The organism is Rouxiella badensis (genome assembly GCF_002093665.1).
Lineage (GTDB): Bacteria > Pseudomonadota > Gammaproteobacteria > Enterobacterales > Enterobacteriaceae > Rouxiella > Rouxiella badensis.
In genome coordinates this window covers 48,985-62,007 of sequence record NZ_MRWE01000033.1, presented here as the reverse complement: position 1 = coordinate 62,007, position 13,023 = coordinate 48,985, and the positions used below count along the sequence as shown (strand labels likewise).

The following is a 13,023-nucleotide window of genomic DNA, read 5'->3' as shown; positions in this document are numbered from 1 at the left end:
TTAATATAATATGTGAAATTTTACACTTTTCTCACATAACAATAAGCCAAATTCAATAAGATAGGGTAGAGTAAACCCATGATCGCAAGGTGATGCCTTGGCGTATCTCTGAAAAAAATCAGCGATCATTATTAAGCTTTTATCAATAATTTCGGAGGTTATTATGAAAGAATTAAACACTATCGAAGTTGAACAAGTTGCCGGTGGCGGTTTGTTGTCGAGCCTGATTTCTAACGTTGCCGATACCGTGGGTGTTGCTCTGAATACCGTATCAACCGTTGTAACCACAACCGTTCCTGACGTACTTGATAATGTAGGCACCGGTGTGACCGGCGCACTGAACGCACTGGGTGTGACTGGCGCGTTAGAAGCTCTGGTATAAAATCCATAACCTATTATATTCATGTCACATACTGGTCAATCATCAGTCCTCTTTAGCATGGCCAGCGTGTAACATTCTCCACCTATAGTTCAGGCTATAGGTGGTTTTATAAGCCCTCTGACAGAGTATTTTGATGTCCGCACTTTTCCGTAAGGAAGTCGCCACTCAGCAGCAGACTCAGTGGCTTGGCAAGGCGCTATTGCTTAAAGGCTGGCCGCTATGGATTACCGTCTCCCTGACCAGCCTATTCATGGTTTTACTTCTGCTATTTCTGATCTTTGCCAACTATACCCGTCGAATAAACGTCAGCGCTGAAGTGATTACTCAGCCGTATACCATTAACCTTTTTTCTCCCCAGCAGGGCGTTATTTCGAAGCTGCTGGTTAAAAACGGTCAACGTGTAAAAGCCGGTGAGTCGCTGTATCAAATAGACGTCAGCCAGATTAGCCAGTCGGGCAATGTCAGCACCTCCACCCTGGACGCTATTTATAAGCAGAAACAGCAGCTCGAAGATATTGTGGCCCAGCAGCGCAGCAATAAGGCTGCCACCTTAGCCAACCTGCAGCAGCAGCTCGAACAATATCAGCAGGCGCAGATTGGCCTGAATAAAATGCTCGCTTCCGCAAAAGACGGCCTGGAGTCGATGGGAAAAAGCCTTGCCTCTTATAATGATTCCTTGAAGAAAGGGTTAATCACCTCCGATCAGCTGAACAACCAGCGTTACTTGTATTACCAGCAGCAGAGTTCCTATCAGAATCTCACCGCGCAGGTGGTCCAGCAGTCTCTGCAAATCAGCAATTTGCAGAGCCAGAAAGTGACTAAGGCCGCAGAGTTTGACAATCAGATTTCCCAATCAATCTACCAGCAACAAGGTCTGGATCGCGAACTGGCAGAGGCTAATGCCCGAAATCTGATTATGATCACCGCCCCCACGGCGGGAAATATCTCGTCACTGAGCGTGACTCCCGGCCAGATGGTTAATACCGGGGATAGTCTGGTACAGCTGGTGCCAGACAGCGAGCATGCGTTTTATCTGGTCGCCTGGGTGCCGGATGCCAGTCGTCCTTACGTCAAGTTGGGTGAGACCATAAATGTCAGTTATGCCGCATTCCCTTTCCAGAAATATGGCCAATTTCCCGGCACGATAATTTCGGTTGCCAGCGCCCCTAGCACGCCAAAAGAGATGTCGGGCTACGTTAGCGCGCCGCGCATGAGCACCGGCGCCGTCGACGGCAGCTATTTCAAGGCCATCGTCGCTCTGAAGCGAGGCACGCTCTCCTGGCACGGCCAACCTTTAGCCTTGTCGAGCGGAATGCAGGCTGAAACCACCCTGTTTCTCGAAAAACGCCCGCTGTATCAATGGATGCTCTCCCCATACTACAGCCTGAAGAAAAGCATTACAGGACCGGTTGAATGAACACAGAGCCGTTGGACGAACTCGTACAAAAGTTACATTTTAGCTTCCGCCGCCGAGTGCCACAGATAATCCAGACCGAGGCCGCAGAGTGCGGTCTGGCCTGTGTGGCGATGATTTGCGGATATTATGGCATGCAAACCGATCTGCTGAGCCTGCGCCAGCAGTTTGATGTTTCGACGCGCGGCGTGACCCTGAAAACGTTAATGAGCGTGACCCAGCAGCTGAATCTGAAGTCACGCGCGCTGCGCCTGGACCTCGACGAACTCACCGAGCTGAAAACGCCCTGTATTCTGCACTGGGATATGAACCATTTTGTGGTGCTTATCTCGGTCAAACGTGGTCGCATCGTTATCCACGATCCCGGTTTCGGCAAACGCGTGCTGGGATTGCAGGAATTGTCGGCCCACTTCACCGGCATCGCGCTCGAAGTCTGGCCCGATGCCGACTTTAGCCACACCAAAAACGTTAACCGCCTCAACCTGCGTCGTATGGCCAGTAACGTCAGCGGCATCGTCGGCACCCTCACTAAGCTGTTCTGTTTCTCGCTGCTGATAGAGTCGGTGAATTTGCTTCTGCCGGTCGGCATGCAGCTGGTCATGGACCACGTTATTCCGGCGCAGGACGCCAATCTGCTCACGCTCATTTGCCTGGGCCTGCTGTTCTTCGTGCTGTTTCGAACCGGCATCAGCGTCCTTAAATCCTGGACCCAGCTGGTGATGACCACGCTAATTGACGTTCAGTGGAAGGCCCGGCTGTTTGACCACCTGCTCGCCCTGCCGCTGGCCTATTTCGAGAAACGCAAACTCGGTGACATTCAGTCCCGCTTCGTTTCGCTCGACACCTTGCGCAGCACGCTGACCTCGAACGTAGTGAACAGCCTGATGGACGGCATCATGTCGGTGGGTTTGATAGTGATGATGATCCTTTACGGCGGTTGGCTGGTGTGGGTTATCCTCGGATTCACCACCCTTTACTGCCTGTTCCGACTCAGTACCTACTCCACCTATCGGCAGATTTCCGAGGAGCAGTTGGTGAAGACCGCACGCGCCAGCTCGCACTTTATGGAAACGCTGTACGGCATGGGCACGCTGAAGGCGCTTGGCCTGTCCTCCAATCGTGCGCAGCGCTGGCTGAATATGAATATCGACACCGCTAACGCGACCGTGCGTAAGACGCGTTACGAGATGATGTTCCAGGGTGGCAACACTCTGATAGCCACCCTCGACCAGATTGTTCTGCTGTGGCTGGGAGCGAATCAGGTGATTGATGGCCACATGACGCTGGGTATGTTTGTGGCTTTTAACACTTATCGCGGACAGTTTTCGGAAAGAGCGGCGAACCTGCTGAACATGGTGTTGCAGCTGCGGATGCTGTCTCTACACTCTGAGCGTATCGCCGATATTGCCCTTACCGACGAGGAACATTACGTTACCGAGCGCGCCCTGCTACGCCAGGGAGAGCCCGCCGCGCTGGAGGTACACAATGTCTCCTTCCAGTATGACGTGCTGTCCGCGCCGCTGATTAAAGAGCTCACTCTTAACGTCGCGGCAGGTGAAAGTGTGGCGATAACCGGCCCTTCGGGCATGGGAAAAACCACGCTGATGAAGCTGCTTTCCGGGCTGCTGCTGCCAACCTCGGGCGAGGTGCGCCTCAACGGGATAGACATCAGCAAGGCCGGCGTCAACAATTACCGCGCCTGCATCGCCTGCGTATTACAGGACGATACGCTGTTCGCCGGTTCCATCGCAGAGAACATCGCCAGCTTTGAAGAACAGAACGATCCCGAACACCTGATCGACTGCGCCAAGCGCTGTAATATTCATAACGATATCATGGCGATGCCGATGGGTTATGAAACACTGATAAGTGAACTGGGCGGCAGTCTGTCCGGTGGCCAGAAACAGCGCCTGCTGATTGCGCGTGCGCTGTACCGCCGACCGAGCATTCTGTTCCTCGACGAGGCCACCAGCCATCTTGACGTTGAAAACGAGGCACACATTAATGCCTCGATTGCTGCGCTAAAGGTTACGCGTGTCATCATCGCACACCGTCCTTCAACAATAGCCTCCGCTGACCGCGTGATTGTGCTGGGAAGCTAACGCTGCGGACGCTCGCCGCAGAGATGAAGGTCGAGCGGGTCGAGTTTAGCCATCACCCGTTCGACATGCAGTTCGCCCGGGCGGTGCGGAAATACCGGTTCAGCCCAGGGGCCACCCAGCACACGGAAGAAGTTTTCGACTACCGTGGCCGGCAGGAAGCCGATAAAACGCGTGAAGTGAAAGTTCAACGGGTAACCATGGACGGTTCCCGTAGTCACAAACACCGCATCACCCGGCTCGGCAATCAGCCGCTGTTGATTAGCCACCGTCTACCCCCTCATTCGCCCACTCTTTTTCTGGTTTCGCGCGAGAGCATTTCATCCACCACGCCGCCCACAATGGCAATACCCTCGGCAATATCCTCGACTTTGATCGACGAAAAACCGATGCGCATATAGTTTGTTGGCCTCGTCTGGGTCGAGTTGGAAAGCGGCAGAAAATAGCTCTCGCCCGGCTGAATGTAAACGTCGCGCGCATAGGCACGCTTTGAGAGTTCACGGGTGTTTATCTCGGCAGGCAGGCGCAGCCATACGGAGCTGCCGCCTTCTGAGTTAGCCACCTCGGCACAGGGGATAAACTGGCGCAGCGCTTCCTGCAAAGTACGCCACCTCAATGCATACTCCTCGTGAAAGCGCTTGAGCAACGACTCGTAATAACCGCCTTTAAGAAACAGCGCGATGGTGCGCTGATTATTGGCCGCAGGGTGGCGAATGCTCATGCGCCGTAGTGCACGAGCCTGGCGAATGAACGGCGCCGGACCGACCAAAAACCCCACCCGAAGTCCCGGTGAAAGCAGCTTTGACAGGCTGGTGACGTAGACCACGCGTCCGTCTGTGTCGATAGACTTTAGCGCGCTGGACGGGTATCTGCCGAAGCGCGACTCGGTGTCGTAGTCGTCTTCAATAATAATAAAGTCGTAGTCTTTAGCCATTTGCAGCAGCTGGCGACGACGGCTTGGTGACAACGTCACGGTGGTCGGTGACTGATGGCTCGGCGTGACATACAGAATATCGCAGCCGCGTAGCGCCTCGCTGATAATCAGTCCGTCTTCATCCACTGGCAGCGGCCTCAGCACCGCACCGTGGAAAATCATCAAGTTACGCACATCGGGATACGAAGGATCCTCAATGCCTACCACCATGCCGGGGCGGATAAGGCACTGAATCGCCAGAAACAGCGCATGCTGAGCCCCGACGGTGACCAGCACTTCCTGAGTACCGGCACTGAACCCGCGACGCGGCAAGACCCGCCGACGAAACGCGTCGAGCAACACGGGATCATCTTCATCAACATAATCCACGGTCCAGTCGTACATATCGTGCAACGAGAGCGAATCGCGGCTGCATTTACGCCAGCTGGAGATCGGAAAAATCCATCGGTCGTGCTGCCCATACATAAAGGTGTATTTCTTGGTGCGCCAGTCGTGCGGATGAGTAATGTGCTCCATCTCGGCAGGATTAATCACCAGTTTGCTGTCCCAGTCGACGCTGGCAGGGCTTTGAGCCATCGGACGACTCTGCGGCAGGCGAGACATCGCATCTGGCGCGACGTAAAATCCGCGTCGCTGCGCCGAAATCAGGATGCCCTCCGCCGCCAGCTCCTCATACACCAGCGTGACCGTATTGCGGGAAATCTTCAGCTGCTCGGCCATGGTGCGGGTCGCGGGCAGCGTCTGTCCCTCTTCGAAGTCCCCGCAGGCGATGGCTTCGGAAATCTTCTCACGCAGCTTCGACTGCAATGAGCCGTGCGATTTACTGTCGAGAGTCTTCGGAATCGATAAGTTGATCATCCGAGCCTGTCCTCACTGTTTTAAAGGTTTAGCCTAGTCCGCGAATGGCCGGAAACTTGTCGGTTAAACCATGCAAAATCTCGGCCATTTGCCGTGCCATCTGCTGTTCATCCTGCGGCGTAGGCTGTGTGGACACTGCGGCAAATACCTGATGCTTGAGGAAGTGTCGCCAGACGACCGGCATGGTGGCGAGAAATTCGGTTAGAATCGCATAGCGTGCCCGTGTCCAGACGGCCTCAAACGCCGAGCGCGCGCTGCCATAGTCAAAGTGTTCACCGTTCGGTTCAGGCATCGCGCTGCGGGTTATTTCCGTCTCGAAGGCGTCGATATCACCGTCGACTATCACGACACCATAGTCGCGGCGTGCGCCCTCGACGGTGACAAACCCGCACTGCACGTCGCGCAGTACGCTTTGCGGCGAACGTTCACGCGCCGGGCCATAGCCTCCTGCACCAGGGCCAATCAACCGCACAACGTCACCCGGGCCGCATTTGATAACGTCGATGTTGCCGTGTTCAACCTGCCGTTCGGTGTCGGGATGGGTCTGAAAACGGGAGTTTTTACCGGCGTTGCCGCCCGCCGCGCCCGCCGAGGCAAACACCGAGCGATTGCGGTTACGCGCCGTGACCACGGTATTGGGTGCGGTGACTTCGAACTCCATCACCGTTGCCAGTCCGCCGCGATAGCGCCCTGCGCCCCCGCTGTCCGGGTACAATCCGTAGCGGCGCACGCGGATCGGTACCTCGGCTTCGTTAATTTCAACCGGGGTGTTTTTCAGAAACGCCGAGAGTCCTCCCGATCCGTCCGGCCCGTCGTGACGCGGTGTCCCCCCCGCACCGCCGCCCACTGGACCTATCGAGGCCACCACCGTGCGGCTTTGTGCATCCACGGTTTTAATATTGACGATAGAGTTGCCGCCCGGCGAATTGGCGGGCAGCCTTTCGGGCATCGCCAGTGAAAACGCCCCCAGCGTGGCAATCTGTGAGACCGCGCAGGTCAAGGAACGCATTCCCACCGCGGCGGGTTCCTCGCAGTTCATCACCGTGCCGGCAGGCAAAATCGCCCGTGTTGGCCGCAGCGTTCCGGCGTTAAGCAGCAGACGACTGTCAAGCGTCGAGAGCACGTAAGTCACGCCTACCAGCGCCAGCGGATGACGTTCTCGCCCGCCGGTGGGCATATTTAGTGAGGACGTGAGCTGCGGATCGCTGCCAGTGTAGTCCAGCTCAAGGGTTTCACCCGTAACGCGCAGCGTAACCGCGATACGGCAGGGATAGCCCCCGTCAGTATCTTCATCAGCATAATCGGCATAGAAGTATTCTCCGTCTGGAATCGTGGCGATGATGTTGCGCGCCTGCTGCTCGGCGTAGTCGAGGATGCCTTCGACGCCTTGCAGGAAGTCGTCGATGCCGAAGCGGGCAATAATCTCCTGCACCTTGCGTTCACCGATGTTTACCGAGGCTATCTGTGCGTTGAAATCGCCCCAATTTTGGTCCGGCGCACGAACATTAAGACGCATAATCCGTGCCACATCTTCATTGAGCTGGCCGCCGCTGATGATCTTTATCGGCGGGATGCGCAAACCTTCCTGCACAATTTCGGTCAGGCTACGCGACAGCGAGGCAGGTACCGCACCGCCCACGTCGGTGTTGTGAATGTGGCCGACCACGAAGCATGCTATCTGCCCCTGATAAAACACCGGTTTCCAAATGTGAATATCCGGCGAATGGGTGGCGACGTTTCCGGCGTAAGAGTCATTGGTGATGCAGATATCGCCCTCCTGATAGTCTTCGATAAGCGTCAGAACCGGTGCATAATCGATGCCGCTGTACCAGGGTGCACCAAAACTGCGCGGCGAGGCGAAGGCCAGCCCCTCGCGGGTGACTATCTGGCAGGAGAAATCCTCAGTTTCTTTAACGAAGGTCGAGTGGGCAGTACGCATCAGGGTAAAGGCCATTGCATCAGCGGCGGCGGCGCAGTAGTTCGCCAGAATTTGTAAATTACGACCATCAATAGCCATGTTCCACCTCTTCAGTGTTTGTCTGTAACGGCGTAATGACCAGATTGCCGAAGGTATCTACCTCGACCTGCATTCCGGTAGGTATGCAGGTGGTGCAGTCGTCCTGCGAGACAATGGCCGGACCGGTAAAACGCTGGCCTGCCAGCAGGGTCTCGCGGCGCACCACAAGCACATCGCGCTGAGCGCCGTCTACCCATGCGCTGACAATGGATTGTGGAATGACCGCCGCGTTACTGTGCGGCAGTTTTATCAGGTCGGGCCGTGACGTTGGTGAGCTGATGACCAGACGCAAATTAATAATTTGCATGGCGGCACGGGCATCGCAATGACCGAACAGCTTCAGGTGCTGTTGATTAAACGCCTGGCTGATGGCGTCCAGGTCGCCTTGCGCCAGCCAGTCTGGGTTAAGCGCAACGTCAATTTCAAACGACTGCCCGCGATAGCGCATATCCGCCGAAAATTGCAGGCTATAGGGTAAATCAACGCCGTGCTCGCGCCGCAGCCACGCCTCAGCGACGTCTTTCAACTGCGCGGCCGCCTCGGTCATCTCCGTCAGGCTGTGCGTATTCAGGTCGCGATACAGCGTGCGGATGAAGTCGTTTTTCAGGTCGGCGACCAATCCACCCAGCGCGGAGAGCACGCCCGGCGTAGGCGGCACCACCACGCCTTTCATGTTCAGTCCACGGGCCAGATAGCAGCCCATCATCGGGCCAGCGCCGCCGAAGGCCAAAAAATAGAACTCGCGCGGGTCAATGCCGAAGCGTGAGATCAACCCGCTGGTGTCGGTATACATGCTCGAGATAGCCAGCTGAATGAGGGTTTCGGCGGTCTCCTCAATCGAAATAGCCAGCGGTTTTGCCAGCAGCGCTACCGCACGGCGCGCGGCCTCAACGTCGACGCTGACGGCGCTGTAGCCCAGTGAGCCGTGCCCAAGCAACCCGCAGGCGGCAAAGGCGTCGGTCACCGTGGCCTGCTGACCGCCGCGCCCGTAACAAACCGGGCCAGGCAGTGAACCGGCGCTGTCGGGGCCAACCTGCAATACGCCCAGGCTGTCTATCCACGCCAGTGAACCGCCGCCCTGACCGACCGAGGTGACGGAAACGGAAGGGATAAAAATCTGGAATTCGCCGATCGCTTCGCCGCTGCCGTATTCCGGTCTGCCTTCGACGATGACGGCTACGTCGGCGCTGGTGCCGCCTATATCCAGGCTGAGCAGTTTGTCGTAGCCGCACTGGTCGGCGATGTAGCCCGCCCCAATCACACCCGAAGCGGTGCCTGAAAGAATCATCTGTACGCACTCGGCCTTGGCCTGCTCGACGCCCATCACGCCGCCGTTAGACTTGGTTATCCTCGGCGGGACCGGCACGCCCATCTCGCTGAGCGCGCGCTCAAACGCGCCCAGATAATTGATGACCTTGGGCTGTACGTAAGCGTTGATGGTTGCGGTAATGGTGCGTTCGTATTCGCGAATGATCGGCCAAATTTCGCCCGAGCATGAAGTCAGCATCTCGGGGGCCAGTTCGGCGACCATTTCGCGCACCTGCACCTCGTTACTGGGATTGCGGTAGGCGTGCAGAAAAGCCACCACGATGCCTTCACAGCCCAGTGCTTTCGCCTTTTCCACTGCGGCAATCACTGAGTCTCGGTCGACAGCTTGCAGCACGCGGCCCTGACCGTCGGTGCGTTCCTTGATGGCAAATACGCGGTCACGGCTGATTAACGGCTCGGGGCGACGGGAAAACAGGTCATGGATATGCGGGATTTTAAGCCGCGCCAGCTCCAGCACGTCTTCGAAGGCTTCGGTGGTGAACAGCGCCAGCTTGACGCCCTTACGCTGAATCACCGCGTTAACCCCCACCGTGGTGCCGTGGGTGAAGTAATGCACCTCGGCGGGTTCTATGCCGAACTTTTCTCTCAACAGACCTAAACCGCGGGTTATCTCGCTGCCGGGGCTATCGGGACGCGACAGCACTTTCAGGGTGCGAATACTGTTGTCACGCTCGTCAAGAACGGCGAAATCGGTAAACGATCCCCCGATATCTACGCCAATTCGGTAAGTCATTGGGGGCCGTCCTTTGTTATGAATGGCTTAACGGTGAGACGCGTCTCGGCTAGCGGTATCGTGCAATGAGCGGCGGGATTAGCGCGGGTAATTTCCATTATGCTCTCGGGATGTGTCACCAGATTCCAGCCAGCGCGCTGATAAACCGGCTGCGCATCGCGGGTGGTGAGCATCCATTTCGAAACATTGACTAAATCGGGATGACTGCGCACCACCGCCGACAGCCAGGTGCCCAACCCACGGCCACGAAAGGCTTCGTCGATAAAGATATCCATCACATAGGCCAACCGGGCAAAGTCGGTGACGATACGGGCGAAACCAATCTGCTGGCCCTGATAATAAAGCCCGAGCGCCAAAGAGTGGGCAATAGAACGCATGAGCGTATCGCGCGACTGCCCTCTGGCCCAGTCAGACTGTTCGGAAAGGAAATGGTGAATCTTCTCGATGTCGAGCCGGTCGCGGTCGGTGCTGAGCTCATAGCCACCGCGAACCCACTCGACAATTTTATTATCATTAACCCAAGCCATGCCGTTACCTGTGTGGTTGCCCTGTGAAAAACGTTAAGGCATTTAAAACACAGAACCCGGAGTGGTGTTAGCGCCAGCCGGCGGCATTCGATGGTGCCAGAGAGGGGGGATGGTTAACCCGAGTTGGCGGGGTTAGCGCAAGAGATGGCAATTTATTGTTTTTTAGACAAAAAATAATCATAAAGCCGGTCTCTGGCAATATTCTTCATTTTAACTTCACACATAATATCGAAGTCGCTAAATGACAGCGCCCAATCATTGAGCGTGTCATTAAAATAATAATCCGAATGCGCCCTGAGTTTCATTTTTGAAACACCCAGCGTCGTTTGGTCTGGATAACCGCCATCAGGAATTATCCCCTCCTGAGAAATGGAGTAATGTAAAACGGGCCTCACCCCTTTCCATGATGATTTTATCGCCTCGATGCGGGGATCGGCGGGCTGAATAAAAGCATTTTCCTTCACCCAGTGATGATGAATATCCAGCACAATCGGACATAATTCCGCCGCCTGTAGCACGTCGTCCAATGAGCAGGAAATTTCATCGTTTTCAACCGTTAGCATCCGCCTCGCTTCCGGGCTTAGCCTTTTAAAAGAGGCGCTGAAACCGTCGAAGCCCTTTTTCCCATTCATGTGAATATTGATTTTAAAGTCCTGGAATATGCGCCCATACCCCATTAATCTTGCACACAGCGCGTGATATTCAACGTCCTCAAGCGCTCTTTCGACCACCTGCGGATTATCCGACGCCAGCACGGTATATTGCCCGGGATGAAACGACAGCCTGATATCATGTGCGCGGGCAAACTCGCCGCAGCGCGTAAAGAGTGGATACAAACTTGGCAAGAATTCCGCATAGCACGCCCCCGCCTGAACAACGGTATATAAAGGCAGCAAATCACTGCCTATTCTCATCATCCTTAACGCGGGCGGTTGCTCAGCCAGTGTCTGCAACGTCAGAAAAAGATTCTTTAAATTTGACTCGGCTATTTCATAAAGCAGCGCGGTCTGCTGGTCTTTATTCAGGCTCAAAAAGCGAGTGCGCGTCGTTGCTCTGAAAGGGAATGGCTGATGCAGTTCAGAGTCAAAGTATTTACACGCGAATCCTAATTTCATGCTGCGTCCTTTATAAGTTCGAGGATAAAACCGCTTTGGCCGGCGATTTGCGCCGGACGCAAAGAGAGGTTTTATTCCAGACTAACTAATTTATTCATTAACAGGCGGAACAGCCGAAGCCGCATGCGCATAAAACGCTGTTCAACTTTAAGCCCGACGTGCCCCTGATGACCAAAGCGCAGCGTCTTGTCACCGCGCGGCTTCCACGCTGGCCAATGGATATCCCCGTCTATATGCGTGCTCTGCACCGCAGTGTGACGGGCAAAGTTAAGCCAGTATTCGCTGACCACGTCGGCGAAGGCCCGGTCCTGTGGAGTAAACCCGCCGCCGAGGATCTGAGCGTCGTCAATCAGGTGCATATTATTCATGACGTAGGGGATTTCGCTGCCGTGCCAGGTCCCGTGTGGGCACAGCGCACGGGCATTTTCAGAAACGTAATCGAAATAATACCGCCAGCCCGGCGCGCCGGCTTTATGTTGGCCCAGCATCGCGACGTAGCCCATGGTGGTAAACGCCATGTCGCGGCTGATTTGACGCCCCAGCTCCTGGGAGCTTTTAACGCCGGGATAAAGCCACTTAATCAGCCGCAGGCCGAGCGGATGCTCTTTTTTTAGCCGCGTTACCACGCCTGCAACATCGATATTGAAATAGCTCAACACGCTGGCCTCATCGCTGTTGCTGCCAATAATCAGCGGCAACGGATGTTGTTTGCCTGCGTTAAAGGTCTCTATCATCGGCTGTGGCAGCACGCTGTCGCCCGCGATAGGGACCGGTGCAACGCCCAGCTTTCCGCTCAGCGGCCAGAAGCTTTCGGCGGGGAGTTCGCGCAACTGTTCGGCGGTGGCCTGCGTCAGGCCAAAGTGCTGCGCTAGCGCCTTACCGCGATGCAGCGCCTTATGCCGCGTGGTGTCGGGCAAGGTATAGGCCGACTGGACAATTCCCTTATGGAACAGCCCCTTTGCCAACGGCGAAGCAAACAGGGAGAGCACGCTGCGCGCACCGGACGATTCGCCAAAAATCGTGACGTTGTCAGGGTCGCCGCCAAAGGCGGCAATATTGTTTTGCACCCATTGCAGCGCGGCAATCTGGTCCAGCAGGGCGAAATTATTCACCCCCTCTCCTGCGGCATATTCCGCGTCTAACGCCGGGTGCGCAAAAAAGCCGAGATGCCCTAAGCGATAATTCAGGGTAACCAGCACCACGCCACGTGAGGCCAACGGCGCGCCAATGTAGGGAGAAAGACCGCCGGAGCCGATGGTGTAGCCGCCGCCGTGGATCCAGACCATGACCGGTTTTTTACCGTCGGCCGCCGGCGATGCCGTCCATACGTTCAGATAAAGGCAGTCTTCGCTGAAGGTACCGGGGTCACCGCCTCCAACCGCCACACAGTATTCGCGATTTTGCCAACTCGATTGCCCGAAGCGGTTAGTTTCCTTTATACCTTGCCATTTTTCTGGCGGCTGCGGCGCTCGCCAGCGCAATGGCCCGACCGGCGGCGCAGCAAAAGGGATGCCTCTAAAGGTGGCGATACCGCCATCCCATTCCCCCGCGACCGTTCCGGCGTCTGTTGTCACCAAAGGGGTGTGTTCATCGGGCATGGTGAATCCTTCTTAAG

At 55.9% G+C, this 13,023-nt stretch carries 10 protein-coding genes; 3 read left to right on the top strand and 7 right to left on the bottom strand.

Going from position 1 to position 13,023, the window contains the following annotated elements; genetic code table 11:
* Nucleotides 1-163: 163 nt before the first annotated feature.
* From BS640_RS17525 to BS640_RS17515, 3 genes are all read left to right on the top strand, one after another.
* Nucleotides 164-382, top strand: a complete 219-nt coding sequence (locus tag BS640_RS17525) for a hypothetical protein (RefSeq protein ID WP_017491295.1) — start codon at nucleotides 164-166, stop codon at nucleotides 380-382.
* A gap of 133 nt (nucleotides 383-515) precedes the next feature.
* The gene (locus BS640_RS17520) at nucleotides 516-1,799 is read left to right on the top strand and encodes an HlyD family secretion protein (protein ID WP_017491294.1); all 1,284 of its coding nucleotides are present in this window, start codon (nucleotides 516-518) and stop codon (nucleotides 1,797-1,799) included.
* Nucleotides 1,796-3,898, top strand: coding sequence for a peptidase domain-containing ABC transporter (locus tag BS640_RS17515; RefSeq protein ID WP_017491293.1), 2,103 nt, complete (start codon nucleotides 1,796-1,798; stop codon nucleotides 3,896-3,898). The genes BS640_RS17520 and BS640_RS17515 overlap by 4 nt, the downstream gene beginning before the upstream one ends.
* Here BS640_RS17515 and BS640_RS17510 read toward each other — a convergent pair.
* From BS640_RS17510 to BS640_RS17480, 7 genes are all read right to left on the bottom strand, one after another.
* A complete protein-coding gene (locus BS640_RS17510) occupies nucleotides 3,895-4,164 on the bottom strand; it encodes a cupin domain-containing protein (RefSeq protein ID WP_017491292.1) in 270 nt (89 codons plus the stop codon). The two genes, BS640_RS17515 and BS640_RS17510, sit on opposite strands and share 4 nt — an antisense overlap.
* An 11-nt stretch (nucleotides 4,165-4,175) precedes the next feature.
* Nucleotides 4,176-5,687, bottom strand: coding sequence for a MocR-like pyridoxine biosynthesis transcription factor PdxR (pdxR, locus tag BS640_RS17505; RefSeq protein WP_017491291.1), 1,512 nt, complete (start codon nucleotides 5,685-5,687; stop codon nucleotides 4,176-4,178).
* A gap of 28 nt (nucleotides 5,688-5,715) precedes the next feature.
* Nucleotides 5,716-7,704: a hydantoinase B/oxoprolinase family protein gene (locus tag BS640_RS17500; RefSeq protein WP_084913005.1), complete on the bottom strand. Its 1,989-nt coding sequence runs from the start codon at nucleotides 7,702-7,704 to the stop codon at nucleotides 5,716-5,718.
* Nucleotides 7,694-9,766, bottom strand: a complete 2,073-nt coding sequence (locus BS640_RS17495; protein WP_084913004.1) for a hydantoinase/oxoprolinase family protein — start codon at nucleotides 9,764-9,766, stop codon at nucleotides 7,694-7,696. Before BS640_RS17495 ends, BS640_RS17500 begins: the two co-directional genes overlap by 11 nt.
* Nucleotides 9,763-10,293 carry a GNAT family N-acetyltransferase gene (locus BS640_RS17490; RefSeq protein ID WP_017491288.1) on the bottom strand — a complete coding sequence of 177 codons (531 nt, stop codon included), beginning with the start codon at nucleotides 10,291-10,293 and terminating at the stop codon, nucleotides 9,763-9,765. Before BS640_RS17490 ends, BS640_RS17495 begins: the two co-directional genes overlap by 4 nt.
* A 152-nt stretch (nucleotides 10,294-10,445) precedes the next feature.
* The gene (gene uvsE / locus BS640_RS17485; RefSeq protein ID WP_084913003.1) at nucleotides 10,446-11,408 is read right to left on the bottom strand and encodes a UV DNA damage repair endonuclease UvsE; all 963 of its coding nucleotides are present in this window, start codon (nucleotides 11,406-11,408) and stop codon (nucleotides 10,446-10,448) included.
* A gap of 71 nt (nucleotides 11,409-11,479) precedes the next feature.
* A complete protein-coding gene (locus BS640_RS17480; protein ID WP_017491286.1) occupies nucleotides 11,480-13,006 on the bottom strand; it encodes a carboxylesterase/lipase family protein in 1,527 nt (508 codons plus the stop codon).
* Nucleotides 13,007-13,023: the final 17 nt, after the last annotated feature.